25 protein-coding genes are annotated in these 26,177 nt (G+C 68.8%); 11 read left to right on the forward strand and 14 right to left on the reverse strand.

The features are described 5' to 3' along the window. Nucleotides 1-34: 34 nt before the first annotated feature. On the reverse strand, nucleotides 35-514 hold the full coding sequence (locus DAT35_RS27495; protein WP_108070402.1) for a GFA family protein: 480 nt from the start codon (nucleotides 512-514) through the stop codon (nucleotides 35-37). Between the two features lie 239 nt (nucleotides 515-753). Between DAT35_RS27495 and DAT35_RS60025 the strand changes: the two genes are divergently transcribed. The 3 genes from DAT35_RS60025 (at nucleotide 754) to DAT35_RS27505 (ending at nucleotide 2,333) form a co-directional block, all read left to right on the forward strand. Continuing rightward, nucleotides 754-1,314: a hypothetical protein gene (locus tag DAT35_RS60025; protein WP_199243013.1), complete on the forward strand. Its 561-nt coding sequence runs from the start codon at nucleotides 754-756 to the stop codon at nucleotides 1,312-1,314. Nucleotides 1,315-1,346: 32 nt separating this feature from the next. Then, a complete protein-coding gene (locus DAT35_RS60030; RefSeq protein WP_233261746.1) occupies nucleotides 1,347-1,739 on the forward strand; it encodes a GIY-YIG nuclease family protein in 393 nt (130 codons plus the stop codon). A gap of 69 nt (nucleotides 1,740-1,808) precedes the next feature. Beyond that, a complete protein-coding gene (locus DAT35_RS27505; protein ID WP_233261747.1) occupies nucleotides 1,809-2,333 on the forward strand; it encodes a hypothetical protein in 525 nt (174 codons plus the stop codon). 1 nt (nucleotide 2,334) lies between these two features. On the opposite strand, the gene DAT35_RS27510 is transcribed toward DAT35_RS27505, so the two are convergent. Next, on the reverse strand, nucleotides 2,335-3,774 hold the full coding sequence (locus DAT35_RS27510; protein ID WP_108070404.1) for an ELWxxDGT repeat protein: 1,440 nt from the start codon (nucleotides 3,772-3,774) through the stop codon (nucleotides 2,335-2,337). 205 nt (nucleotides 3,775-3,979) lie between these two features. On the opposite strand from DAT35_RS27510, the gene DAT35_RS27515 reads away from it, so the two are divergent. Beyond that, entirely contained in the window at nucleotides 3,980-5,398 is a 1,419-nt protein-coding gene (locus tag DAT35_RS27515; protein ID WP_108070406.1) for a glyoxal oxidase, read from the forward strand. 21 nt (nucleotides 5,399-5,419) lie between these two features. Here the strand turns inward: DAT35_RS27515 and DAT35_RS27520 are convergent, their stop codons facing one another. The 6 genes from DAT35_RS27520 to DAT35_RS27545 all read right to left on the reverse strand — a co-directional run bounded on the left by DAT35_RS27520 (nucleotide 5,420) and on the right by DAT35_RS27545 (nucleotide 12,077). Next, nucleotides 5,420-6,202, reverse strand: coding sequence for an NAD(P)-dependent oxidoreductase (locus tag DAT35_RS27520; RefSeq protein ID WP_108070408.1), 783 nt, complete (start codon nucleotides 6,200-6,202; stop codon nucleotides 5,420-5,422). Nucleotides 6,203-6,234: 32 nt separating this feature from the next. Then, entirely contained in the window at nucleotides 6,235-7,272 is a 1,038-nt protein-coding gene (locus DAT35_RS27525; RefSeq protein WP_108070410.1) for a phosphatase domain-containing protein, read from the reverse strand. Continuing rightward, nucleotides 7,269-8,297, reverse strand: coding sequence for a phosphate acyltransferase PlsX (plsX, locus tag DAT35_RS27530; RefSeq protein ID WP_108070412.1), 1,029 nt, complete (start codon nucleotides 8,295-8,297; stop codon nucleotides 7,269-7,271). The genes DAT35_RS27525 and plsX overlap by 4 nt, the downstream gene beginning before the upstream one ends. A 122-nt stretch (nucleotides 8,298-8,419) precedes the next feature. After that, a complete protein-coding gene (gene gltC / locus DAT35_RS27535) occupies nucleotides 8,420-10,423 on the reverse strand; it encodes an adventurous gliding motility protein GltC (RefSeq protein WP_108070414.1) in 2,004 nt (667 codons plus the stop codon). Further along, nucleotides 10,420-11,253: an outer membrane beta-barrel domain-containing protein gene (locus tag DAT35_RS27540; protein ID WP_108070416.1), complete on the reverse strand. Its 834-nt coding sequence runs from the start codon at nucleotides 11,251-11,253 to the stop codon at nucleotides 10,420-10,422. Before DAT35_RS27540 ends, gltC begins: the two co-directional genes overlap by 4 nt. Continuing rightward, entirely contained in the window at nucleotides 11,250-12,077 is an 828-nt protein-coding gene (locus tag DAT35_RS27545) for an outer membrane beta-barrel domain-containing protein (RefSeq protein ID WP_108070418.1), read from the reverse strand. Before DAT35_RS27545 ends, DAT35_RS27540 begins: the two co-directional genes overlap by 4 nt. A 302-nt stretch (nucleotides 12,078-12,379) precedes the next feature. On the opposite strand from DAT35_RS27545, the gene cglC reads away from it, so the two are divergent. The 5 genes from cglC to ybaK all read left to right on the forward strand — a co-directional run bounded on the left by cglC (nucleotide 12,380) and on the right by ybaK (nucleotide 16,666). After that, nucleotides 12,380-12,880, forward strand: a complete 501-nt coding sequence (cglC, locus tag DAT35_RS27550) for an adventurous gliding motility lipoprotein CglC (RefSeq protein ID WP_146209903.1) — start codon at nucleotides 12,380-12,382, stop codon at nucleotides 12,878-12,880. A gap of 84 nt (nucleotides 12,881-12,964) precedes the next feature. After that, a complete protein-coding gene (locus tag DAT35_RS27555) occupies nucleotides 12,965-14,365 on the forward strand; it encodes a VWA domain-containing protein (protein ID WP_108070422.1) in 1,401 nt (466 codons plus the stop codon). 219 nt (nucleotides 14,366-14,584) lie between these two features. Then, a complete protein-coding gene (gene purE / locus DAT35_RS27560; protein ID WP_108070977.1) occupies nucleotides 14,585-15,046 on the forward strand; it encodes a 5-(carboxyamino)imidazole ribonucleotide mutase in 462 nt (153 codons plus the stop codon). Then, nucleotides 15,043-16,185, forward strand: a complete 1,143-nt coding sequence (gene purK, locus DAT35_RS27565) for a 5-(carboxyamino)imidazole ribonucleotide synthase (protein ID WP_108070424.1) — start codon at nucleotides 15,043-15,045, stop codon at nucleotides 16,183-16,185. Before purE ends, purK begins: the two co-directional genes overlap by 4 nt. 4 nt (nucleotides 16,186-16,189) lie before the next feature. Continuing rightward, complete coding sequence (gene ybaK, locus DAT35_RS27570) at nucleotides 16,190-16,666, forward strand: Cys-tRNA(Pro) deacylase (protein ID WP_108070426.1); 477 nt, start codon at nucleotides 16,190-16,192, stop codon at nucleotides 16,664-16,666. A 3-nt stretch (nucleotides 16,667-16,669) separates the two neighbouring features. Here ybaK and DAT35_RS27575 read toward each other — a convergent pair whose 3' ends face one another. The 6 genes from DAT35_RS27575 to DAT35_RS27600 form a co-directional block, all read right to left on the reverse strand. After that, nucleotides 16,670-17,683, reverse strand: coding sequence for a zinc-binding dehydrogenase (locus tag DAT35_RS27575; protein WP_233261748.1), 1,014 nt, complete (start codon nucleotides 17,681-17,683; stop codon nucleotides 16,670-16,672). 103 nt (nucleotides 17,684-17,786) lie between these two features. Further along, nucleotides 17,787-18,209 (reverse strand): arsenate reductase ArsC, encoded by a 423-nt coding sequence (locus DAT35_RS27580; RefSeq protein ID WP_108070428.1) that lies wholly within the window; start codon nucleotides 18,207-18,209, stop codon nucleotides 17,787-17,789. Nucleotides 18,210-18,246: 37 nt separating this feature from the next. Next, complete coding sequence (locus DAT35_RS27585; RefSeq protein ID WP_108070981.1) at nucleotides 18,247-20,013, reverse strand: hypothetical protein; 1,767 nt, start codon at nucleotides 20,011-20,013, stop codon at nucleotides 18,247-18,249. A gap of 94 nt (nucleotides 20,014-20,107) precedes the next feature. After that, a complete protein-coding gene (locus DAT35_RS27590; protein ID WP_108070430.1) occupies nucleotides 20,108-22,114 on the reverse strand; it encodes a PhoX family phosphatase in 2,007 nt (668 codons plus the stop codon). 176 nt (nucleotides 22,115-22,290) lie between these two features. After that, nucleotides 22,291-22,812, reverse strand: a complete 522-nt coding sequence (locus tag DAT35_RS27595) for a DUF192 domain-containing protein (protein WP_369946093.1) — start codon at nucleotides 22,810-22,812, stop codon at nucleotides 22,291-22,293. A gap of 11 nt (nucleotides 22,813-22,823) precedes the next feature. Beyond that, nucleotides 22,824-23,219 carry a TIGR02266 family protein gene (locus DAT35_RS27600; RefSeq protein ID WP_108070985.1) on the reverse strand — a complete coding sequence of 132 codons (396 nt, stop codon included), beginning with the start codon at nucleotides 23,217-23,219 and terminating at the stop codon, nucleotides 22,824-22,826. A 25-nt stretch (nucleotides 23,220-23,244) separates the two neighbouring features. On the opposite strand from DAT35_RS27600, the gene DAT35_RS27605 reads away from it, so the two are divergent. Continuing rightward, complete coding sequence (locus DAT35_RS27605) at nucleotides 23,245-25,611, forward strand: hypothetical protein (RefSeq protein WP_108070432.1); 2,367 nt, start codon at nucleotides 23,245-23,247, stop codon at nucleotides 25,609-25,611. A gap of 93 nt (nucleotides 25,612-25,704) precedes the next feature. Beyond that, nucleotides 25,705-26,172 carry a nuclear transport factor 2 family protein gene (locus tag DAT35_RS27610; RefSeq protein WP_108070434.1) on the forward strand — a complete coding sequence of 156 codons (468 nt, stop codon included), beginning with the start codon at nucleotides 25,705-25,707 and terminating at the stop codon, nucleotides 26,170-26,172. Nucleotides 26,173-26,177 lie beyond the last annotated feature (5 nt).

The following is a 26,177-nucleotide window of genomic DNA, read 5'->3' on the forward strand; positions in this document are numbered from 1 at the left end:
CGAGGACCCCACTCGGCCTTCCTCCGGCCCCACCTCAGCGCTTGCTCGAGGAAGCCGGCCTCGCCGCCTTCTCCGCATACTCCTTTATCAGCCCTTCATATTCGTTGACCGCCGGCAGCTTCTCGTAGCTGTGAAGCGCTGGCGTGGTCGCCCAGGGGAGCTTCTCGCTCGTCCACGTTTCCATGAACGGCGTGAACCAACCGCGATCGTCGAGCATCGTCGCGCGAACGTTGACGAACCAGTCAATCCCCTCGGGCCGGGTGAACATCCAGCTCATGCAGTACGGGCAGAAGTAATGCCGGGACGCGCCATGGAGGCCGCCAATGACAGGCTCTCCCTTTGTGACCGAGAACCCTTCACTGGGAATCGCGGCACTCAAGGAGAAGGCGCTCGCGGTCATCCGCTGGCAGCCCGTGCAGTGGCAGGCCATGGTGAGCAGCGGCGGCGCGCTGATCCTCAGCCGCACCTGTCCGCAACGGCATCCGCCTTCCCAAGGTAGGTTCCAGTCGCTCATGATCTTGGTCCTTTTCCGTGTCCGTCTTCACTCGAGAGGACCCTCTCGGTCTTCCACCGAGCAGCCGTCCCCTCGCGCTTGCCAATGCGGCACGCCTCTGGTTACCTTCCTCGAAGGTGCCGAGGGGCGCCTACCCGAAAAAGACGACGTCACCCTCGCTTCATTCGCAGCTCGATAGTTCTCGATGAGTTCCTTCCATGGCCCCCAATCGGGTGAGGGCCGCCAACGAGGGACTTTTCATGGGAACCGACACTCGCGCTGCCACGCCCCTCCACGAATGCAAGGTCCGGGCATCGATCCTCCTCAAGGATTTGAGCTCCTCCGACCCGCTCCGTGCCCGGCGAGCCGTTGAACGGCTGCGCGCCCTTCCCCCCTTCGCCCGCCTCTCGCCGGAGGAGCTGCTCGCGCGCAAGGACTCGGTGCGCCACAAGCACGCACTGGCTGTCATCGCCCAGGAGCAGGGTTACGCCTCCTGGGTGGAGCTGAAGAAAGCCCGTGGCGAGGAGGCCCCGCCCCGCTTCGATTTCGAGGCCTTCTTCACCCGGCACCCGAGCGTCTTCCTCAACCGCTGGTTCGCATCCTACGCGGAGGCACTCGCCTCCCTGCGCTCCACGGGCGGATACCTCTTCCCCTACCGCCAGCAGTTCTTCGTCTGTGAATCCAACTTCCTGGCGGCTCGCGGTGTGGACACCGCGGATCCCGACTGGGAGCGGATGGGACGCAACTGGGTGGAACCGCTCGACCCCGCCGCCCGCGCACGTCTCGAGCAGAAGCTTCTCGCGCTCGACCTCGAGCGCTGACGCACCTCCCCTCTTCACGAAAGGAAGTCCGCATGTCCTCCGCTGATGACCGCGCCGTGCGCGGTGGTCCCGCCTCGCGCGCCGAATTGAAACGGGCCTACAAGGAAAAGCCTCCCCCGATGGGAGTCTTCGCCATCCGCAACCTCGCCAACGGCAAGGTGCTCGTGGGCTCGGGCCTCAACCTCCCGGGTGCGCTCAACCGCGTCCGCTTCGAGCTGTCGTGCGGAATGCATCGCAACCGCGCGCTGCAGGAGGACTGGCAACGCCTCGGGGCCGACAGCTTCTCCTTCGAGCAGCTCGACGTCCTCCCTCCCACGGAGGAGCCGCGCGAGGATCCGAAAGAGGAGCTGCGGGTGTTGGAGTCGCTCTGGCTCGACCGGCTCCGGCCCTACGGCGAGGCCGGCTACAACACCCCACCGGAGTGAGCCACAGAGCCCCTTCGCCTCGCGCTCCGAAGCAGGCAGAATCCTCCAGTCGACTCTGGAGACCTCTTCATGCTCGGTAGACTCCTTCTGTGGGCGCGACGCAACTCGCGCAGGGCCATTGCCCTGGCCCTGGCCCCTGGGCTCATCGCCCTCGCCTTCGATGCCGCCATCGCTCATTGGGCGGGGAAGGACTTCGACAACCGGCTGCAGGCGATTCCCGTGGTCCATGGGGTCGCCGGCTTCTTCCTCGTGCTGTTCGTCTGCATCCCGAGGTCCCGCGCGGTGTTCGCGTGGACGGCGCGCCTCGTGGGCGGCACGGGAGTCCTCGTCGGCCTGGCGGGGACGGTCTTCCACGCCTCCGCGCTGCTCAAGGAGCTGGACGGGCAATACACGGCCTCGAGTCTCGAAGGCGCCTTCTCGGTGGCGCCGCCCCTGCTCGCGCCGCTCGGCTTCACGGGCCTGGGCGCCCTGTTGTTCCTGCTGCCGAGCACGAAGCTGCTGCTCCGCCTGCGCGTCGGCTCCCCTCCGTCCGCGAGCACGGCCCCGGTCGAGCTCCACGAGCCCCAGGAGCGCAGGGACCGGAAGAGCGCGTGACTCAGCGATCGCGGTCGCAGCGCCCCCAGGGTTGGAATGGCAGGGCCCACAGCTCCCGGCCGTGAGTGTCATCCTCCGCGGCGAAGAAGACGTCCCAACCCGAGCGCACGAAGCTCCCCGGGTTCGACGAGGACGGCCCGGCGGAGAGCTCCTCGAGCGCCACCGTCCCTGAGCGCGTCCCGTCCGTCACCCACGGCTCCCGGCCGTGCCCCGCCGTCTCCGCGCTGAAGAACAGGTGGCCTTCGATGGCCGTCAACTCCTCGGGAGACGAGCCCGCCCCACCCCGCTCGAGGTCCGCGAAGAGCGTGGTCCCGGAGGCCGAGCCATTGCTCACCCACAGCTCGCGCCCGCTCGCGCCATCGTCGGCGGAGAAGAAGAGCCGGCGTCCCACGACGGTCAGGTGACTGGGGGAAGAACCCTCGGAGCCGGGCCGGATGTCCTTCACGCGCACCGTCCCCATCGCGGTGCCATCGCTCCGCCACAGCTCTCCCCCCGAAGACTCGTCCTCGGCGCTGAAGAACAGCCGTCCGCCCATCTCCGCGAGGTTTCCCACCTCCAGGAACGAGCCCAGGCTCACCGGGGGCCGCCCCCTGTCCGTCACCTCCAGATCGAACATGGCGTCGTCATGGGCCGCCCCCGTGACGAAGAACAGCCGTTTGCCCACGGGCGTCAGCTTCTCGATCATCCCGCCCGACGCCGGCACCCTTCGCAGCTCGACGGCACCGGGCCCTCCATCGCTCCGCATCAGCTTCAGGAAGAGCTCCTGGGAGGCGATGAGGAAATAGAGCGACCCATCCCCTCCACGGGTCAGCGAGTAGGGGCTCGTCCCCTCGGGACCGGGCTCGAGATCCTCGACCAGGAAGGTGCCCGCGGGCGTGCCATCGCTGCGCCACAACTCCCGCCCGTGATCCGGGTCTCCCGCCGCGAAGTAGAGCAGACCCTTGAACTCGAAGAGAGACCTCGGGAACGAGCCCGTCTCTCCGGGCCAGATGTCCTTCACCAGGTGGGTGCCCTTGAAGGTGCCGTCGCTCACCCACAGCTCGCGTCCGTGCTCCGGGTCCTCCGCCGCGAAGAAGATCCTGTCCCCCACCCGGACGAGCTCCGAGGGGGCCATCCCGGTGGGCCCGCTGGGAATGTACTTCACGAGTGCGGTGCCCTTCCCCTGGGTGCCACTGCTCTTCCACAGCTCTCGCCCCGCTCCGTCGTCGGCGGTGAAGAGGAGGAGGCGATCCCCATGCACCAGATCCTCCGGCTCCGAGCTCGCCGCTCCGGGAGCGATGTCCTTCAGGGCAACGGCCGTGCGCCCACAGGGAGCCCAGGAGCTCACCTCCTGAGAGGAGGTGGAGGCTTCTTCCTCCCACGAGGGAGGCTCGTCGGAAGGAGTCGGGGAGCAGCCGGCGAGCAGGGCCAGCACCACGGAGAACGGCCGCCAGCGTCTCATCGAATGTCTCCTGAATGGGAGGGTGGTCCACCAATCTGGGAGCACGCCGCTGCCCGCCCACCCGTGCAGCGGTCCGTGACGAGTTGCTGGCGCGCGACAGTCGCCCCGGGGCCGCGTTGGCCACTGGGCGCGCCCTCGAACCCCAGGGTGGATTGGCAGGCGGGCCCCTCCCCTTAGGTTCTGACGCCTGGACCCGGAGACCGCCATGTCGATGAAACGCTTCCTTCCCCGGATGCGGGGGCTCGTGGTGTCACTCGCCGCGTGCACGATGCTGGCCGCCCCAGCCGAGGCACAGACGCCCGCGGACGTCGGTCAGTGGTCGAGCGTCATGACGTGGCCCGTCTCCGCCACGCATACCCACCTGCAGCCCGACGGCAGGGTGATGTTCTTCGGCGAATTCTCCGAGGGGGATGATCCGCCGCGGCTCTGGAATCCCTCCACGAACGCCCTCAGCTCGCTGCCGTTGCCGGGCTACAACATCTTCTGCAGCGGGCACTCCTATCTCGCGGACGGGCGGCTGCTGGTGACAGGAGGGCACATCGAGAGTCACGTGGGGCTCCCCGACGCGAGCCTCTACAACCCCTTCACGTCCAGCTGGAGCCACCTGCCGAACATGAACAAGGGGCGCTGGTACCCCACCAACACCACGCTCTCCAACGGGGACGTGATGGTCCTCTCCGGGGAGGTCAACGGCACCGGCGACATGAACCTGCTGCCTCAGCGATGGCTGGCCGCCAGCGGAAGCTGGAAGGACATGACCACGGCGCAGCTCAAGCTGCCGTACTACCCGCGGATGTTCCTGCTGCCCAACGGCAAGCTCTTCTACGCCGGGCCTCAACGGGGCACCCGCTTCATGGACCCGAACGGAACCGGCTCCTGGACGTCGGGGCCCCTGAGCAACTTCGGCACGCGGAGCTACGGGCCCGCGGTGTTCCTCGACGGCAAGGTGACCCTCATCGGCGGGGGAGATCCGCCCACCGCCACCGTCGAGCAGATCGACTTCACCGTGGCCTCTCCCACGTGGCGGTACATGGCCTCCATGAGCACGCCCCGGCGCCAGCACAACGCGGTGATCCTGCCCGACGGCACGGTGCTCGTGGTGGGAGGCAGCAGTGGCAGCGGCTTCGACAACCATGACACCCCGGTCCTCCAGGCCGAGGTGTGGAACCCCGCCACCAACCAATGGAAGCGGCTCGCCAGCCAGCGCATCTACCGGGGCTACCACTCCACCGCGGTCCTGCTGCCGGACGGGCGCGTGGTGAGTGGGGGCGGCCGGAAGGAGCACACCGCGGAGGTCTACTCACCGCCCTACCTCTTCAAGGGAGCGCGTCCCACCATCGGCTCGGCGCCAGGGGTGGTGGCGCCTGGGACGAGCTTCTTCGTCGCAACCCCGGACGCGAGCCGGGTGACGAAGGTGACGCTGATCGCCATCGGCTCGGTGACGCACGCCTTCGACCAGAACCAGCGCCTGCTCACCCTGGGCTTCACGCGCACCAGCAACGGGATCACCCTCACCGCGCCCGCGAGCAACAACCTGGCTCCCCCGGGCTACTACATGCTCTTCCTGGTGAATGACGCGGGAGTCCCCTCCATCGGCCAGATGGTGCGGATCTCCGCCGGGTGACCTGAGAGTCCCCGCCGAGCCTCAGCGCAGGCCCGGCAGCCGCGCCTTGAGCGAGGGCAGCACCACCCGGTCGTCCATCATCCGCTGATCGAACACGAAGTGCTCGGAGGGCTCCACGTGCCACCGGCCACCGTACCGCTCGTTCAGCGCGAGGACGATCTCGTGGTACGTCCACCGCTCGTTGGCATCGAGCAGGTAGAGCCCCGGCTCCGCCCACGCGAGCGCCAGCAGCGCCCTCACGGTGTCATCCAGGAAGGAGCAGGCGGGGAGCCAGCGCGTGCTCGCCTCCACCCGGCCCTTCTCGCGCATCTGCGCCTCCAGCGAGGCCACCATGTTGTTGCCCGAGGGCTGATCGTCGATCTGCCACCCCAGCCGCGCCACGCGCGCCTCGGGGTTCTGCTGGAAGACCCGCTCCTCGGCGCGCCGCTTCTCGTACCCGTAGCCCTCGGGCGCCTCCGGCTCCGAGTCCACCGTGAAGGGCCCGCGCGCCTGATCCGAGAACACCATCGCCGTGCTGGAGAACACGAAGCGCACGCCCAGCTGCCGGGAGATCCACGCGAGCTCGCTCGTCCACTCGTAGTTGATGAGCCAGGACTCGTTGGAGCGTCCCGTGGGCCGGGAGGCCGTGGCCAGGTGGAACAGCACGTCCGGTGCCACCGAGCGCACGAAGCCCTCCATCGCCCAGTAGTCATCCACCGGGACGGAGCCACGGTCCCAGGGGAACACCTCGACACCGTGGCGCCGCAGGTGCTCGCTCAACCGAGAGCCGACGGTGCCGTTGGCACCCGTGACGATGGCCTTCATTCCCGTGTCTCCCGCTCGCGAGGCACCGTGCCCTACTGCGTCTTCCGCGCCTTGTGCGTCCGCGGGAGCGCGTGGTGGATGAGTTCCAGGTAGTCCACCGCCTGCACCGGCGGCGGAGGTGGCGGAGTCCCCAGCGCGGCGAGCCGCTTGGTGAACGCGGAGATGATGTCCGGCATCGGCCGCAGCGCCTGCATGAGCGCGTTGGGCCCCTCCAGCGCCTGCACCAGCGCCCCCGCCGCTGCCTGCAGGGGCAGTCCCCGGCGCAGCAGATCCTGGAGCGAGTTGGACAGGGTGATGATGTTGTGCCCCGCCGTCTGCACCATCTCCACGGCGATCTTGATGACCTGGGGCGCCGTCAGGTGGCCGTCGGCCATCAGCACCAGCGCGGCCTGGAAGTAGTTGAAGATGGGAACCACGCGCGGGCCGTAATTGGCGAAATGCGCGGGCGGCGTCAGCCGGTCCAGGTGGATGAAGATGCGCCGCACCGGATCCGACACCGGAATCTTCTTCCACGCGGCGCGCACCCGCTCGGCCTCGTCCGGGTACACCGCGGCGGCCTCGAGGATCTGATTGAGCACCCGCTCGTCCACGCGCCCGGCGACCATGTCCGCGAAGAGCGAGTAGATGAAGGCATCCGCCTCGGCATCATCCCCGAAGAGCACCTCCTCGGCCTCCACGGGCGCGTTGGCGCGGCTCTCCATGATGGCGGGCAGCTTGTAGCCAACCTGTCCGCGCAGCGCCCGGAAGCGCCCGCGCATCAGATTGCCCACGTTGTCCTTGAGGACGAACTCGTCCCACACCACCCCGTCCAGCTTGAGCTTCTCCTCCAGCACCGAGCGCATCTGCTTGGGGCTTCCGGAGACGATGCACAACCGGGAGTCCCCGTTGGACGCCAGCTCGCGGATGAGCGCGGACGCGCCCGGCACCGCCTGCTTCTCGTGGGCCTTCTGGAAGGCCGTGCGCAGCAGGTCCCGGAGCGAGTCGAACTCCGTCTGCAGATACGTCTTGTCCAGGTCCCAGCGGTAGATGCGCCGCGGGGGCCTGGGATCGATGCGATCCGGAAGGCTCACCGCGCCAGACCCTGCTGGATGGCCTTGCCGAGATCATTGGCCGCCGCCTTGGCGGCCACCTTGCCGGCGTTGGCGATGGCCCGCGCCTTCGAGCGGCCATGGGCCTTGATGAAGATCCGATCGAACCCGAGCACCGGTGCGCCCCCGTACTGCTCCCAGTCGGTGATGTCCTTGATGCGCTGGATGCCACCGGACAGCATGGCCAGACCGGCCCGCCAGCGCAGGCTCTCCTTGTACGCGTACTGGGCCAGCTCGACCACCGTCTCGTGCACGCCCTCGAGCATCTTCAGGCACACGTTGCCGACGAAGCCGTCCGTCACCACCACGTCCGCCGTGCCCTTTGGGATGTCCACGCCCTCCACGTTCCCGATGAACTGCAACCCGGGCATGTCCACGAGCCGCGCGTGGGCCTCCACCACGTGGCGAGGGCCCTTGTTGGGCTCGGTGCCGTTGGAGAGCAGCGCCACGCGGGGCTTCTCGTTGCGGGAGATGATGCGCGCGTACGCCGCCCCCATCACCGCGAACGTCACCAGGTCCTCCGGGGTGGCATCCACCGTGGCCCCCACGTCGAGGATGAGCGAGAAAGGGTCCTCCTTGTCGCCGCGGCGGGAGCGCGTGGGGTACACGGCCGCCAGCGCCGCGCGCCGCACGCCGGGCAGGAGCTGGAAGTGGCGAGCGCACGACAGCACGCACGCGCCCGTGTTGCCGGCGGACACGAGCGCATCCGCCTCGCCCTCGGCCACCAGCCGCGCCGCCACCGACACGGAGGCATCCGGCTTGCGCGCGAGCGCCTCGCCGGGCTTCTCGTCCATGGCGATGAACTCGGAGGCATGCTGCACGGAGATGCGCTCACCGTTGTGCCGGGTCTCGGCGAGCGCGTCGTCGATGGCGGTTCTATCCCCCACCAGCAACGTGTGGATGTGTGGAGACTCCAACGAGAGCTGCGCGGCCCCCCTGACTACCTCCGCGGGGCCGTGGTCGCTCCCCATCACGTCGAACGCAATGGTGACGAGCTTGGTGGCCATGACGGCAACATCCTACACGTTCGTGAAAAAGAGAGGGGGCCGGACCCACTCGGGTCCAGCCCCCGAAGAAGGGCGAGGTCAGGAGGCTCCCACCGGGTGGAGGGAGCCGCCCGCTGCCCGGCTCAGTTGCTCTCGCTGGCCTGGATGGTGCGGTTGGCGGTGTCGCGCTGCACGCAGCCCTTGGTGAGCGTGTACTGGTAGGTGCCCAGCTCGTCGCGCCAGTACTCACCCTCGTACGGCCAGTAGAGCTGGTCGTCCGCCACGGCCACCGAGAACTTGTACTTCTTGACGACGGACACCTGGCCGCCCGCCTTGAGCTGCTCCTCCAGGAACTCCTTCTCCTTGGAGATGGTCTCGAACTTGATGCGCAGGCCGTTGGCGAGCAGCTGCTTGAGGCCCACCAGCTCCGTCTCCAGCTTGCCCTTGGCCATGATACCGGCCTTGTCGATGAGGGAGGTGCGCTGCACCTTGAGACCCTCCAGCAGCTGCTTGGACAGCTCGGAGTAGCGGAAGGTGTCACCCTTCTCCGCGAAGGCGTCCATCTCGCCCTCCAGCTCGAGGATGGACTCGTTGGTCTTCTTCAGGTCCTGGTCCGTGAGGGCCAGCCGGAGGATGCGCTCGAGGATGACGTCCGTCTGGCTCTTCTCCAGCCCCTCCTTGTTCTTCTTCTGCACGTCGGAGAGGACGCCGTAGTACTCGCTGGCGGCCATCTGCTTCTTGGTGATCATCTCGAGCTGATCATGCACGGGCAGGTAGGTGCGCTCGAAGTCCTGGAGGATGAGGCTGGACTCGCGGTAGCGGCAGTTCTCGTAATAGATGACCGCCTTGAGGATCATCGCCTCGGGGAAGTACTCCTCGCGGAAGAAGGGCGAGGAGAGCGTGATGAGGTTGCCGAGCGCCTGCTCGTACTGACCCACGCGGTAGTTGGCCCAGCTGGCCTCGAACATGGCCTCCAGCCACTGCGACGTGCCGCGCTCCACCTTGTTGAAATAGAAGAGGGCGTAGCGGTTCTGCTGCATGCCGTAGTGGGTGCGCGCCAGCTGCATGAAGGCCAGCTCGCGCAGCTTCTGGTTCGTGGAGATCTGCTCGGCGTCCAGGCCGGAGGTGCCGCGGGTGACGCGGATGACCTCCTTCATGGCATCGATGGCGCCCACGGTGTTGATGTCCGTGCGCCGCTCCGCGGCGTTCCTCGCCCGGTTGCCGAAGCGGAAGTAGGACAGACCCTCGAGGAACTTGGCCCGCGGGTAGAACACGTCCGTCTTCGGGATGAGCAGCGCCAGGCGCTTCACCTCGTTGAAGCTCTTGTCCGCGTCCTCCGGGCGGCCCACCTGATCCAACGCCTTGCCGCGCACGAAGTGGTAGCGGGCCAGCAGGTAGTGGAACTCGGTGCGGAAGCGCTCGGGGAACTCCTGGTTGGCGTACTTGGCGATCTCATCCAGGATGACGGTCTCGTTCTTCGTCTTGCGGCTGATGAAGAAGAGCCACTCGAGGCTGGTGCGGAAGAACTTCGTCTCCGGACCGACGGCGAGGATCTTCGAGAACTCGCCCAGCGACGAGTGGTAGAGGCCCATGCGGTAGAGGGCCTTGGCCATCACGTAGCGCGCCTCCAGGTGGAGGCCGGCGAGCTTGGGATCCTGGAGCATCTCGAAGGAGCTCATCGCCGCCTTCTCGTACTCCTCGTTCTTGAAGAGGGAGATGGCCACGTCCAGACGCTGGCGATCACCGCTCTTGCCGGAGACGTCCACCGCGTCGAAGGACATGGTGGGCGCGGCCTTGGGCGCGCTGGTGGTGTCCGTGGTGAGATCCAACCCCATGGCCGGGGGCGTGTTCGCCGTAGGCGGAGGCGCCGCGGGAGTGGCCGGCGCCGCCGGGCTCGAAGCCGTCCCCGTGTCGGCGGGGCTGGTGGCGGAGGTGGACGTGTCACTCGAGTCCGAGTCGTCCTCGGCGGGCTGGGTGGCGGTGGGCTTCTTGCCGCCGCGCGAGGGCTTGCGCGTGGGCTTCTTCTTCTTCTTCTTGGACTGGGAGAGATCCAATCCCTCGAAGCTCTGGGCGGGCGAGGGCGTCGCCCACGCCAGCGTGAGCCCGAGGGTAGCGGCGAGGCAGAGGGGCCGGAGCAGACGTTTCATGACTCGGGGTGGGCCGTGGGGAAGAAGAAGGACACACCCAGCTCGAACATGAGCTGGTTGCGCAGCGTGGTGGACGGGTTGAGGGCCTTCTCGACGTAGATGAGGTCGCGGAACTCGGAGCGCACCGTCACCCAGCGGTTGAGGAAGAAGCGCATGCCGACGCCGACGTTGCCGCCCGCGGTGAGCTCGGACGTCTTGGAGGGCCCGCGGTACTGCACCGCGGTGGCGCCCGCGATGCCGTACAGGTCGAAGTGCAGGAACTGCTCCGAGAACAGCGACAGCTTGCCGTAGATGGGGGCCCACTGGAGGTCGAGCCCGCCCAGCAGGGTGATCTGCCCGGGAGCCGTGCCATCCAGCTGCTCGTAGGGGGGCTTGTGGCAGCCGCGGGTGGTGCTGCCGCCCTCGCCCTCGGAGAAGGTGCAGATCTGCGCGACACCGGCCACGGTGGGGATGGAGTAGCCCGCGCGCAGGCTCACGCCGAGCGTCTCCGTGGCGTGGTAGGTGAGCGTGCCGCCCAGGATGTACTTGGTGAAGAAGGCATCCGCCACGGAGAACGTGGCCGAGGGGCTGAGCTCGAAGCGGCCCTCCTTGAGGAACAGGTGGCCGGAGACGGGACGGACGCGCTCGCGCAGGGGCCCGAGCCGATCCTTGTCCACTTCCGACACGTCACCGGCCTCCTGCTCGGAGGAGCCAGAGGACGACGGGGCGGGCTTGGCGGCGGCGGGCTTGGCGGGCGCCGCGGGCGCGGGCTTGGCGGGCGCCGCGTCCTGGGCCAGGGCGGGCACGGGCGCCAGACAGAGCGCGAGCAGCAGACGGGTAGCGGTCTTCATTCGGCCTCCCGACCGGTCGACTTCATCGGGAAGAAGAAGGAGATGCCGGCATTGATCGTCATGAGGTTCTGGGTCGCGCCCTTGGTGGTGTTGAGGGGCTGGTCCACGTAGGACGTGTTGATGAGCGACACGTTCACGGCCAGGTAGTCACGGGCCACGAAGCGGATACCGATACCCAGGTCGGCGGCGAGGCTGGGACCGCGCCCCTCCGTGTTGGACATTTCGGTGTTCACCACGCCCATGCCGCCCAGCAGGTAGGCATCGAAGTGGAGGATGTCGTTGAGGAAGGCCACCTTGCCATAGAGCGGGCTCCACTCCACGTCGCCCATGGCCGACCACTGCGGCACCGAGTTGAAGATGCGGCTGTGGAAGGAGCGCTTGGCGATGCGCACGTCATCCGTGGACACCACCTGGATGCCGGAGACCCGCGCGGCCACGGCCAGCGTATCCGCCAGGTAGTAGGCCCCGCGCAGCGCGATGCCCACCTTGGTGTAGTACGGATCATTCACCGACAGGGAGATGGCGGGCGCCAGCTCGAAACGGCCCTTCTTGAGGTACACCTTGCGCTGGACGCTCTTGACGCGGTCGTCGAGCGTGACGTCGCGCTCGGCCGGCGCGAGCGGCTCGGCAGGCGGAGCCTCCGCCGTGGCAGGCAGCGGTGGCGGCTCCTCCGCGGGCGGCTCCGCGGCGTTTTCGGTCTCTTCCTGGGGCTTCTTGGCGTCACCGCTCAGATCGAGTCCGAGCCCCGTGTCTTCCTGTTTCTGGGCAAGTGCCGATGCTGGCGCGATGCACAGCGCGAGCACGATGGCCTGGAGGCGATTCACTTCCGGGAGCTCCGTGTCATGGGGGCGTCCGCACACCGGTTCCGTTCAGAATCGGCTGCGGATGCGACGACGCATCCTATCCGCCACACTCGCGACCCATCAACCGAACAAAGCTCGCCTGCTCTCTGTGTATGCACCGGAGGACGCGCAGCGCGTCACTTCGTGTATCCACTCGGTATTCTTGCAGAGGGGGCGGTCGCGATTCTCGCCGAGTGAGCATCCATGCGACCACGGTACTGGTTGGAACGGAGAGGCGCTGTGTTACGGTGGCCGCTCACATGTGTCTGACGAGGTGCACGTCGATGTCTTCGCGTCTGGCCCTGCTGGTGAGCGCCGTGCTGCTGTGCGGCGGGTGCAAGGTCACTTCCGATGTCGGTAAGCCATGCCTGTTGGTGAAGAAGGGAACCGGCTCCGACACCGCGCCCGTGTTGGAGGGAGACCTCAACGCGGGCCAGGACTTCATCTCCTTCGGCTCACTGGACTGTGAGGACCTGGTCTGCGTGAAGGACGCGGACATGGCCCTCGAGACGGTCGACATCGGGAATGGTCAGAAGCAGGTCAAGGGCTACTGCAGCAAGGCGTGCCTGGAGAACGCGCTCCAGGATCCCTGCGCCGTGACCGACCCGGAGGCCAGCGAGTCGGTGAAGAGCCGCATGGCCTGCCGCCCCCTGCTGCTGGATCAGAAGGCGCTGGACGACCTGCGCCAGAGCGATCCGGCCACCTACAAGGGGACGTTCGGCGACAACAACTCGCCGTTCTTCTGCGCGGGAAAGGCCACCAGCGCCAGCTCGGGCGGTAACTGACGTACACGGCGCGCGAGAAGGTGTAGAACTTTTTCGCGCGCCGGACGTGGATAGAAGGGCCCTCGCCGCAAGGAGCCCTCTGTCATGAACAAGACGGTCGCCTTCGTCTCCCTGGCCGCCGGACTCGCCCTCACCGCCCTGGTGCTGGGCCTGCCGCAGCTGGCACCGCCCCACCCCGCCACCCCGGTGCCTCCGCCCCGGCCGGCCACCGCCTCCAACGGCTCGCTCACGATGACGAGCCGACTGTCGCACCCCTACATCACCCCGGGCTCCTCGGACCTCTTCGTCACGGTGGACCTCACCGGCGCCGAGGTGCCGGGCTCCAAGCGCACCCCGGTCAACCTGGCGGTGGTCATCGACCGCTCGGGCTCCATGAGCGGCTACAAGCTGCAACAGGCCAAGCAGGCCGCGCGGCACCTCGTGGGACTGCTGGGCCCGGAGGATCGGCTGGCCATCGTGCACTACGGCTCGGACGTGAAGAGCCTGCCGAGCCTGTCGGCCACGCCCGCCAACCGGGAGCGGATGCTCCAGTTCATCGAGGGCATCTGGGACGACGGCGGCACCAACATCGGCGCGGGGTTGCACGCGGGCCGCTCGCACGTGGTGGCCGCGCGGGGCGACTACTCGGTCAACCGCATCATCCTGATGAGCGATGGCCAGGCCACCGAGGGCATCACCGATGACGCGGGCCTCACGGAGGTGGTGAAGGGCATCCGCGCCGAGGGCATCACCGTGAGCTCCATCGGCGTGGGCACGGACTTCAACGAGGACCTGATGCAGGGCTTCGCCGAGTACGGGGCGGGCGCGTACGGCTTCCTGGAGGACGCGGGACAACTGGCCACGCTCTTCCAGAAGGACTTGCAGCAGGCGGCCACCAGTGTGGCGCGCAACGTGGAGCTGTCCTTCACCCTGCCCGAGGGCGTGGTGCTGGGCGAGGTGCTGGGCTACCGCGCCCACCAGGATGGCCGCACGGTGCGGGTGCCGATGCCGGACTTCTCCTCGGGCCAGGTGGAGCGCGTGGTGGCACGGCTCACGGTGGTGGGCACGAAGCCGGGGAGCGCCGTGGACGTCACGGGGCTGAAGCTCACGTACACGGACCTGCTCAAGAACGCGGGCGTGGAGAGCGCGGCGAGCCTGTCCGCGATGGTGACGGAGCGGCGCGAGGAGGTGCTGGCGCGGCAGGACAAGGACGCCACGGTGTACGCGACCCGGGCGCTGAGCGCGAAGAACCTGAAGCTGGCGGCCGAGGCCCTGCGGGATGGGCGCAAGGAGGAGGCAAAGGGCTATGTGATCCAGAACCAGGCCCTCTTCGAGCAGGCCAGCCAGGTGGCGAGCCCCGCGGCGGTGGAGGCGGACCTGGCCGAGCAGAAGGCCGTCCTCCTGGATTACGAGCAGGCGAACGACGACGAGGCGCGGGGTGCGGCGGTGAAGCGCACGAAGAGTCAGGCCGCCAAGAGCTTCGGCAAGATCGGCTCCGTCTACTGAGTACCCCGTCTCGTGGAAGCCCCCTCTCCCGCTGAAGAGCGGGGGTGGGGGCGGTCCCTTGACCCCTCCCGGGCGATTTCACGGCCCCGCCATACGCTTCCGGTTGACCTGTGGAATCCCCCCACCCTATCTCCGCGTTCCTCGCACCTCCTGGAACCACCAGGAGGACGCACAGGAGACGAGAGCTTGAGCGCGGACACACCGTGGGTGGGCGTCATCATGGGGGGCAAGAGCGACCTGGAGCATCTGCGCCCCGGCATCGACGTGCTGAAGGAGCTGGGCATCCCGCATGAGGTGCGGGTGGTGTCCGCCCATCGCACGCCGGACTGGATGATGCAGTACGCGGAGACGGCGGAGGCGCGAGGGCTGTCCGTCATCATCGCGGCGGCCGGAGGCGCGGCCCACCTGCCGGGCATGGTGGCCAGCAAGACGCTGCTGCCGGTGCTCGGCGTGCCCATCCCCGCCACCGTGCTCAACGGCTTCGACGCGTTGATGTCCATCGTCCAGATGCCCAAGGGCGTGCCCGTGGGCACCATGGCCATCGGCAAGCCGGGCGCCATCAACGCCGCCCTGTACGCCGCCTCCATCCTGTCGCTCAAATACCCGGAGCTCCGCTCGCGGCTCGCCGCATGGCGCCAGGCCCGCACCGACGAGGTGCTCAAGGACAGGGAGATCGCATGAAGACGAGGACCATCCTCCCGGGCGGCACGATCGGCATCCTCGGTGGTGGGCAGCTGGGCCGGATGATGGCGCTGGCCGCTCGCACGCTCGGCTATCAGGTGCAGGCGTTGGATCCGGATCCCGCGTGCTCGGCCCGCTTCGTGGTGGACCAGTGCTACACGGCCGACTTCAGCAACGCGGAAGAGGCCGCCCGTCTGGCTCGCGCGTGCGACGTGGTGACGCTGGAGATCGAGAAGATCCCCCTCACCACCCTGCGCGCCGTGGCCCAGCAGGCGCCGCTGCGGCCGGGCCCCTCGGTGCTGGAGGTGGTGCAGAACCGCGGGCGGCAGCGCGCCTGGCTGGCGAAGCACGGCTTCCCGCAGGGCCCGTGGCAGCAGTCGGACACGGAGTCGGCGCTGGCCACGGCGGCCGCGCAGCTGGGCGGGCGCTGCTTCGTGAAGGTCTGCGAAGGCGGCTATGACGGCCGGGGCCAGTACCAGGTGAAGTCCGCCACCGAGTCCCCGGAGGCCTGGCGCGAGCTGGGTCAGCGCCCGGTGGTGGTGGAGGCCGCGCTGGACCTGGAGGCCGAGCTGTCCGTGCTGGTGGCGCGCGCGCCCAATGGCGAGGTGGTGGTGTACCCACCGGCCTACAACCACCACGAGGAGCGGATTCTCGACTGGTCACTGCTGCCCGGCCAGGTGCCACCGAAGGTGAGCACGGAGGCTATGGAGATCGCCCGCACCATGGCCACGGCGCTCGAGGTCGAGGGCCTGCTGGTGGTGGAGATGTTCCTACTCAAGGATGGCCGGCTGCTGGTGAACGAGCTGGCGCCGCGTCCGCACAACAGCTTCCACGCCACGGAAGTCGCGTGCCTCACCAGCCAGTTCGAGCAGGCGGTGCGCGCGGTGTGCAACCTGCCGCTGGGCTCGGTGGAGGTGGTGCGGCCCGCGGCCATCGTCAACCTGCTGGGCGACCTGTGGCTGCGCGAAGGCGGGCCGAAGTTCGAGGCCGTGCTGGCCATGCCGGGCGTGCGGCTGCACCTGTATGGCAAGCGTGAGGCGCGCAAGGGCCGGAAGATGGGGCACCTGTCCGCCGTGGGCTCCACCCCCGAGGAAGCGCTCGCCCGCATCAAGGCCGCCCGTCAGGCCCTCGGAGTGTGACGCCATGAAGACGAACGCGGCCCGGCTGTTGGACTCGCTCGGCATCCGCTACGAGCTGCGCGACTACGAAGTGGATCCGGAGGACCTCTCCGCGGAGACGGTGGCCGCCAAGGTGGGGCTGCCCGCGGAGCAGGTCTTCAAGACGCTCGTGGCACGCGGGGATCGCACCGGCGTGCTCATGGCCGTAGTGCCGGGCAATGGCGAGTTGGATCTCAAGGCGCTGGCGCGGCTGAGCGGCGATCGCAAGGTGGACACCGTGCCGCTCAAGGAGCTCCAGCCGCTCACGGGCTACATCCGCGGCGGCGTCACGGCCATCGGCGGCAAGAAGACGTACCCCGTGTTCGTGGACGAGACGCTCGAGCTGTTCGACGTCGTCGCCGTGTCCGCGGGCGTGCGGGGCACGCAGATCGTCCTCGCGCCCGCGGACTACCTGAAGGTCACCCAGGGCAAGGTGGGACCCATCTCTCGCGACAAGACGTAGGCCTCAACCCGGGACGAGCAGCACCTTCCCGGACGTCATCTCCCCCGCCGCCAGCGTCACCGCCTCCCTCGCCTTCGACAGCTCCAGCCGCGTCCGCACCGGCGTCTCCATCTCGCGCCCGAAGAGCGCGGGCACCCCCATGAGCGCCCGGATCTGCTTCGGTCCGAAGCGATCCTGGAGGAACCAGTCCGCCAGCCAGAAGCCCTCCACCCGCTTGCGCTCGAAGATGAACGCCGAGGGGTGGATGCTGCTCTCCTGCCCCGACAGCGAGCCGTACACCGTCACGCACCCACCGGCCGGCATCGCCCGCAGCAACTGCGCCGTCAGCGGCCCCGACACCGCGTCGAACGCCAGCGTCACCCCCAGCCGGTGGAACAGCTCGTGCAGCCGCTCCTCGAAGTCCGGCTCGCTGCTGTCCACCACGTGCTCCGCCCCCAAGCCCTCCAGCAGTTCCACCTGCTCCTTGCGGCGCACCACGTTCACCAGGGGGATGCGCTCGCGCACCGCCAGCTTGAGCAGCATCCGCCCCAGCGCGCTCGCCGCCGCCGTCTGCGCCACCGCCCGGTGCTTGCCCTGCCGCGCCATGTCCATCAGCGCCCACGCCGTGAACGGATTGACGAAGAGCGTCGCCCCCTGCTCGTCACTCACGTGCGCGCGCAACGGCAGGCAGTGCCCCAACGGCACCCGGATGTACTCCGACCACGTCCCGTCCCCCTGCGCCGTCCCGAACGCCACCCGCCTCCCCACCATCAGGCGCCCGGCGATTCCTCCCGCCGCCACCACCGTGCCGCTCGCCTCGAAACCCGGCACCGCGGGCAGCGCCTTCTTCAACCCGTACTGGCCTCTCATGAACATCAGGTCCGCGGGGTTGATGGGCGCCGCCGCCAGCCGCACCAGCACCTCGCCCGGACCCGGCTCCGGCACCGGGCGCTCCTCCACCCTCAGTGAATCCGGCCGCCCGTCGTACGCGGAGAGGACGACCGCACGCATGATCTCGGGGATGCTCGGTTGACCCATGCGTCAACCTTAGCGCTTCCCTCGCGAGCCCCCCGAGAGTCCCGAGGTAACAACCTCGTGAGGGACCCTTCGCTCTCCGTTCACTTCAGAACACTGGAGGGCCTCACGGCCGGGGTACAGCCTTCGTCCAACCCTCTCGGGCCAGGAAGGCCGACACGCGCGAGCGCACCTCGTCCCGAATCTGACGCACCCGCTCCACCGGCTTGCCCTTGGGGTCCTCCAGCGGCCAGTCCTCGCGCTCGAGGCCCGGCACGTAGGGGCAGGCCTCACCGCACCCCATGGTGACGAGCCACTGCGCGTCCCGGGCCAGCTCGTCCGTGAGGCGCTGAGGCCTGGCACCCGACAGGTCGATGCCCACCTCGGCCATGGCTGCAAGCACTTCCGGATGCACGCGCTCGCCGGGCTGCGTGCCAGCGGACACGGCTCGCGCCTGCTCCTCGTCGGCCAGCGCGTTGAAGAAGGCCGCCGCCATCTGCGAGCGGCCGGCGTTGTGGACACAGGCGAAGATGACGGTCCGTGGAGCCATGTCTTCGTTCTACCAGAGCAGGCGTGGCCGCCCTTCCTCAGCGCGAAGCGGTCTTCGCCGGGCCCACCCAGCCGGGGTGAACGGCTTCGCTGATTCCCGTCGCCCCGTCCTGCTCCAGCCGGGCCCTCACCTTCGGAGGTGCCCCGACCATCACGTCCCGCCCGCGCTCGAATCGCTGGGCCTTCACCAGCCCCAGATAGGCCCTGTCCAACAGGAGCGCCCGGCGCGGGGATGGAACGAGCAGGGTCGAGATGTCCTTCGTCAGCGCCTTCACCGCATCGGGCTCGAGCGTCCCGTCCCGCCGGAAGAAGCGAGCCTGCACCTCGTCATTGCTCCGGTAGTCGTCTCCCCCGCCCACCTGCTCAAGCCAGTGCGCATACTCGCCCCGGCCATCGGCGCGCTTCGGCTCGGGTATCCCCTTCAGCCCCCGCTCTCCCCAGTGATACCAGCCCTCCTGGTACGCCGAGCGCGGGTCGAGCTTGCGCGCGAAGCTGAACGTGCTGTCCGTGGTCGCGCCCACTCCGCCATGGCACCCGATGCAGGCGGTGGTCTCCTCGACGTTCTGGGGACGCAGCGCTCCTCCCGAATCCTCGATGAAGGCCTGCATCAGCCAGCCGGTGCCCGTGCCCACCCCGCGCTCCACATCCGCGAGCACGACCTTCAGCTTGTCGGGGCGCTTCGTCTTCTCCCGGGCTTCCGCCTCGGCCGCCAGTTGGAGCGCGCTGTACGTCAGCCAGCGGGTCTTCCGCATGTAGCGCAGCTCCTTCATCCGCGCGGCCATGCGGACCTGACCCCCCTCCACATCGAGGTAGCGCAGGCTGTGGAGGAACTCGGTGCCTCGTGGATAGAGGCCGGCGGCGGGCCAGCCGTCCCGCGTCCGATCCAGCTCGGCCGCCTGACCCACGTATCCCAAGGGACGTTCAGGTTTCGGCGGCCACACGAAGGCCACGCGCTTCGCCGTCCCGAGCACGCCATCTCCGTCGAGATCCGCGCCGAGCTCGCGCTCGTCCGTGGGGGGCAGCGGCACATCCTCCCTGCGGATGAACGCCTCCAGGATGGCGAGATTGACGCGATACACGGCCTTGCTCTCGCGCCCGGCCCGATCCCTCCGGAAGGCGTCGGGAAGCCGGATGAACACGTCTCCCGCGCTCCCGTTGGTGGGCCAGAACATGCCCGGGAAGGGCGCATAGGCGAACGCGCGCCAACCCGTCATGCCTCCGTCCGGTGAATGATCAAACCCCTCAGAGTCTGGCTGGAACCAGCAGTCCGGGGTGTACCCGTCCCACCTGCCATCCCTGTTGCCGTCCCAGGCGGCGGGCGGATGTGCCAGCGCCGCGGCGAGCTTGAGCCCACCGCGTTCGTCCACGTAGTTGCTCTGCCGCACCCACGCCAGCAGCTCGGCCTCGGGCAGCTCCACGGGCGGCGGCGGCTGGAGCACGTTCGTCCAGCGATTCTCCTCGGCGGCGCGCGCCACCGTGAGGACCGTCTGGAGCTCGGCGTCCTCGATGAAGTTGGGCGCACGCGGCGTCTGGTGGCACGCGAAGCAGCCATTGTGCGTGCGGCCACCGGGCTCGTCCTGGGTGGCCGCGTAGCACTGCGCCGGCAGGTAGGCCGCCGGGTTCGAGAGCGGAGGTGCCTCCCGTTCGCGCGCCGGCATGGCGGCCTCGAGCGCCTCTCGCACCTGGACGACCGGCGCCGGTTCAGGCGGAGGGTGGCTCGAACCGCGCGAGCGCCACACGGCGGCGCCTCCAGCCCCGAGCAACCCGGTCATCAGCACCAGCCCTATCGCCCTTCGGCCGCCCATGTCCTGCTCTCCTACGTCGATGCCGCGGGGCATTGCCAGGAGCCTTCCCGGCAATGCCTCCACGGCGGTTGATTCAGCGGAGGGGTTGCGTGCTTCAGTTCATCGCCGGGAACGGGCCGATGTAACCGGTGTACGACTGCGCCGCGCTCGCATCCGCCCCGAGCTTGTCCGTATCGGACTCGCCGTAGGGGTGCTGCACCTGCGCCTTGATGTACGCGTAGCCGTTGATGTTCGGGTAGAAGTACACGCCCGTCGTCTCCGAACCGTACGGCGTGGAGAAGATGCGCGTCAGCTCACGCGTGACGAGGTTGTAGGCCCACACCACGTCGTTCTGGTGACCGTCGGTGGAGTCCTCGCCGATGATCAGCGTGTTGTACCCGTTGATGAAGGTCAGGTTGTCGGGATTGGCGATGCCGTTCACGCCGCAGACGTTCCCCGTCGCCGACTTGGCCACGCCGCTGCTGTCCGGAAGCGTGAAGGTGGGGTCGAAGTACGGGCTGCTGCTCGGATAGAGGCTGGCGCCGGGAGCCTTCAGCCACACGCCCTCGACGAGCGCCGAGGCGGACTCGACGACGTAGTTGCTCTCGATGGTCGCGTTGGGCGAGACGACCATCTCGTAGACCGCGCCGCAGTCATTGCGGGCGACCTGGACGTGGTTCGGCCCGCCCAGATCCCTGCTCGCCGGATCGTTGATCATCCCGTTGTTCAGCTCGCTGAAGGACACGTAGAGCCGGCTGGCGGTGGGGTTGAACGTGATGCCCTCCGTCTTGCGGAACTCGGTGGTGGCCCCCACGTAGGCCGCGTAACGACGGCTCTCCAGGCGCGAGGCCGCCAGTTCCTGCCCGGCCTTCAGCCGCAGGCACTCGCGGCCGGTCTCGGTGTTGATGGCGCGGAACCCGGAGGCCGCGCTCGGGCAGGTGCCATCCGTGGCCTGGGCCTCGGTCTCGAAGATGTCGGAGAACTTGATGCCGCCGTCGATCAGCGCCTTCACCTCCGCGTCCTTCGCGCTGGGGCCCAGCGGCAGCCAATAGATGTCCGCCCGGCCCGCGGGCTGGCCCGAGATGCTGGTCTGGAACCACCGCGCCGCGTAGAGCTGGCCCTCGGACAGGTCTCCGGCCCTGCGCGCCACGAACATGTAGAAGCCGTCGTTGGTGCCGTCGTCGCTCAGGTACACGGTCTTGTTGTCCGGCATCACATAGGCGAGCTCGAGCGCGCGCCGGCCGGCCGCGTAGTGCTTCTGGACGGTGGTGGTGCCCGAGCCATCCACCGCGACCTCGACCACGTAGCCATAACGGTACGGGGAGTAGGCGGCCTTGGCCTCCTCGATGGTGGCCGTGGCCGGATCGAGCCCGAAGTACCGGAGCATCGAGCGCTCCGCCGAGCTGAGACCGAGCACCGTCGTCGCGTTCTCATACAGCTTCGCATCCGCCGGGTACTCCTCGCTGCCCAGGTGCGTGTTCCACGGGGACACGCTGCCAGCGCACGGAGTCCAGAGCCCGTCCACGCCCGAGAAGTCGACGGGCCGGGTGCTGATGGCCGTGAGCTTGCCGTTCGACTCCTGGCGAAGCTCGGAGACGTACATCGCCGCCGGCGTGGTCTCGAAGTGGGTGACCTCGAAGAGCCTGTTGCTCACCGGCAGGATCGACGAGAAGTCGTTGGACGGAGAGATGAAGTCGGAACCGTCCGTGTTCTTCACCGGCGTTCCATCCTTCCGGGTCAGGCGCCCGAAGACGTTGCCCGTCAAGGACTGACCGCTGCGCAGCACGGTCTCATAACCGATGGAGACCTCCTTGCCGTCCACGAGCGCCTTCGGGCTGGCGTAGACGGACTTCTTCTGCTCCGGCGTGAACGCGGCATTCACCGGCGTGAAGCTGAGCGACTTGCCATTTCCGGCCGGGCCCTGCGACCCCGGGGTGCCAGGGGCGCCAGGGGCGCCAGGGGCACCAGGGGCACCTGGGGCGCCAGGAGCACCCGGCTCGCCCTTGGTCCCCGTGGCGCCCGGAGCTCCCGCTTCACCCGTGCACGCGGAGAGACCGAGCGCAACCAGGGACGCCAACACCACGCGCCCCGTGCGGCGCTTCCAACTTGAATCAGCTCGCATCCTGTCCTCACCTCGCGAAGTGAAGGATGGCGGAACGCGCTGGCGCCCCCGTCATCCTCGGAGACCCTGTCGATGAGCCGGCTCCGACGGCGCGCGGACGCTACGAGCGCCAGGTGGCGTTCATGCGAACTCTTCGTGTCGCGACTGCCACGAACGCATCGGCCAGGCCGGGCGTCTCAGGGAATGACCCGGATGCCTTCCAGACCCTGGAACCGCACGGTGCCGCCGCTCGCGAGGCCTACCTCCCTGGACCAGCCTCCAGGCACTTCCAACACATAGCGCCCGGGCTCTCCCACCGAGCGCGGGGTGCGCGTGCGAGGCTCGGCGCGCTCGACGATGCCCACAATCCGCCTCGCCGAGTTGATGAAGATCATGTCCAGCGGGATGAGCGTGTTGCGCATCCAGAAGCTCTGGACCTCGTCCTCGGGGAAGATGAAGAGCATGCCCTGGCCGGCGGGCAGCTCCGTGCGCCACATCAGTCCGCGCGTGCGCGACTCGGGGGTGGCGGCCACTTCCACCTCCACCCGGTGCACGCCTCCAGACGCGTCCTCGAGAATCACCCACGCCCTGGGCAGCGTGGGTCTCACATCCTCCGCTCTCACGTCCTTCACCTTCCTACCCGCCGGCGGGGACGACCTGTCCTTGGCCTCGGAGGCCGGGCAGACCGTCAACATCAGCACGAAACAGAGCGCTCGCAACCCGCTCCGGCTCATCCCAGGTGGAGTTGTTTGTTGAGCAGCTTCTCGGTGAGCTTCGTCCCGAGGCTGTCCGCCATCAACCGCTCCACCACGCCCTCGAACTCGCCGCGCTGGCGCTCGTCGTTGTAGATGAAGCGGATGCCCATGCCGGGCTCCTCGGCGTCGGCCTTGGACCAGACCACCTCGCCCAGCAGCTCGAAGGGCGCCTCGCGCTGGGGCACCGTCAGCTTGAACAGGAAGCGCGTCCCGATGGGCAGCGGCTTCTTCGTCTTGATGAAGGTGCCTCCCTTCGAGATGTTCTTCGTGTAGTCCGCGAAGAACGAGTTGAGCTTCTTGTAGTCCACCTTCAGCTCGATGGGCGCCCGAGCGTGTTGGCGGATTTCAGCGCCTGTCTTCTGTTCGGCCATGCTGGGCGGAGTATAGGAGAAGGCCATGCGCCAAGTCCTGTTCCGTGCCATCGACCTCCTCCGGCGACCGCCCGTGCTGGTCCTCGCCGGGGCCCTGGCGCTCGGCGGCTCGGCCCTCGTCTTCCTCCCCCTCTTCGGGGTGCCGGGCTTCGAGCTGGGGCTCACCCTGTCCATCGCCGTGGGCCTGCTCGGGGGCGGGGTGGGCATTGCCGCGGTGCACCAGGAGCGCCGCCTGCTCGCCGGACAGGCCACCGGGGAGGGGCAGGCCGCGGAGGCCCGCCGTCCGGATAGCCCGGCTCGAGTGGTGTGGGGACCCCTGGCCACCGCCCTGCTCATCAACCTGGCCGTCCTGGTTCCCCCCTTCCTCGCCGCCACCCTCTACGCCCTGGCCGGCACCCAGTGCGACCCCTTCGCCCTGGTGGGCTTCTACCCCCTGCTCACCCTCCCCTCCGCGGTGCTGTCCGCCACCGTGGGCGTCTTCTGCGGCTTCGCCACCCGCCGCGGGGGCCGGGCCGTCCTCCTCTACGTGGGGCTCGTCCTCGTGTCGGCCGTGTTCACCGCCTGGCCCATCGTCTTCGGGCCCCAGGTCTACGCCTTCAACCACTTCCTCGGCCACCTGCCGGGGCCCCTCTATGACGAGTCGCTCGCCATCTCCGGCGCCTTCCTCTGGTTCCGGCTGGAGACGCTGCTGCTCGCCCTCGCCGTCTTCGCGCTCACCGTCCTCTCGGTGGACGTCGCCGAGGCCCGCCTGCGCCGCCCGCGCATGCGCCTGGGAGCGCTCTCCCTGCTCGTGCTGGTGCTCGCCCCCATCATCCTCATCGAGGCGCATGGCACGGACCTCGGCCTGCGGATGACGGACGAGGCCCTCCAGGCCCGGCTCGGGGGCGTGCGGGACTCGGAGCACTTCCAGCTCATCTACCCGCGCGGCCTCCCCCGCGAGCAGGTGGACCGGACGGTGAGGGACCTGGAGTTCCGCTACGCCCAGCTCTCACGCTTCCTCGGCGGCGCGCCCGAGGGCCGCATCCGCATCTGGCTCTACCGCTCCGAGGAGGAGAAGCAGGCCCTGGTGGGCGCCGGCCGCACCCAGTTCGCCAAGCCCTGGCGCCTGGAGCTCCACATCAACGGGCGCGACTTCCCCCACCCCACCCTCAAGCACGAGCTGGCGCACGTGATGGCGGCCCCCGCCGGCAGCGGCCCCTTCCGCGTCACCACCCGGCTGGGCCTCTACCCGCTCATGGGCATCATCGAGGGCATGGCGGTGGCCGCGGACAACCCCGTCCAGGGAGACCTCACCCTGCACGAGTGGGCCGCGGGCATGCGCCGGCAGAAGCTGGCTCCGGACATCCGCAAGCTGGTGGGCCCCGAGGGCTTCTACCAGTCCGCCCCCGCCCGCGCGTACACCCTGGTGGGCTCCTTCCTGCGCCACCTGGCCGACACCCACGGCTCGGACAAGCTGCGCGCCCTCTACGCCCACGGTGACTTCGTGGCCGCCTACGGCCAACCGTTGGATGCCCTCGCCACCGAGTGGGAGAAGTACCTGGACTCGCTGCCCCTGGACGAGGCCACGGTGAGCCGCGCCTTCCAGCGCTTCCGCACCGGCAGCCTCTTCGCCCGCGCGTGCGCCCGCGAGGTGGCCCGCATCCAGGAAGAGGCCCGCGACTACCTCGCGAGCAACCCGCAACAGGCGCTCGAGCTCTACCAGCGCGCCGCCCACCTCCAGCCCCAGGAGCCCTCCTTCCTGCTGGGCCAGGCCACCGCCCTGGACAGGCTCGAGCGGCCAGAGGAAGCCTCCCAGGTGCTGGTGAAGCTGGCCGAGCAGGTGAAGGGCCAGCCCGCCCTGGAGGCGGAGGTGGCGCTCGCCCAGTCGGACGTGGCGTCGCGGCAGGGCAACAAGGAGCAGGCGCGTGCCCTGCTCGAGCGCGTCCTCTCCCTCTCTCCGAGCCCCGAGGCGACACGCACCGCCCAGGTGAAGCTCGCCGCCCTGGACTCCGAGGCCCGCGCCGCCCCCATCCAGGCCTACTTCCGGGAGAGCCATGAGGAGCTGCGCCTGCTGCGGCTCGCCAACGCCCTGCAGACGATGCCGAAGGACCCCTACCTCCATTACCTGCTCGGCCGGCGCCTGCTCCAGGTGGACGCCCCCGCCGAGGCCCTGCACCACTTCACCCAGGCGCTCGAGGGCGAGCTGCCCGAGGCCATCCGCCGCGAGGCCCTCCGCCTGCGCGTGCAGGCCGCATACCTGGCCGGCGACTGCGGGGCCGTGCGGCACGAGGTGGGGGCCCTGCCGGATTACGGCCCCGGCTTCCGCGCGGTGGCCACCGAGTGGGCCGAGCGCTGCGACTTCGAGGACACCCACTTCGGCGGCCCCCTGGTGCCCCGCGACGCTTTCCGCTAGACGCGCCTCACGCGAGGCCTCACCTCCTCCTCCCGGCACGGGGAATGCACGTTCCCGTGCGCGGTTTCCCCCTTTACGGAGAACCCCACGACCATGAACGTCCGTCCGTTGCTTGTCTGTGCCCTCCTGGTGTTCGCGGCCTGCGGCCCCCGCTACATCTCGGGCACGCAGATCCCCGATACCAATGAAACCCGCGCCATCCTCAAGGTGCTGGAGCAGTACCGCTCCGCCCTCGAGGCCCGCGACGCCAAGGCCATCCAACAGCTCGTGTCGAAGTCGTTCCGCGACAACGGCGGCACCGAGGACCCCGAGGACGACCTCACCTACGACAACCTGCCCGAGCAGCTCCCCGCCCTCTTCGCCCGGCTGCAATCGCCCAAGGTGGACCTGGACATCCGCTCGGTGGATGTGAAGCGCAACGGCATCGCCACCGTCGTGTACTACTGGAACGCGAGCTACCGGGTGCCCGGGCTGCTCGACAAGCCCCAGCGCGACTCCGAGCTGGAGCAGATGGTCCTCCAGAAGGAGGAGGGGCAGTGGCGCATCGTCAGCGGCTTCTGAGCCCC

Source organism: Vitiosangium sp. GDMCC 1.1324 (genome assembly GCF_003044305.1).
Classification (GTDB): Bacteria; Myxococcota; Myxococcia; order Myxococcales; family Myxococcaceae; genus Archangium.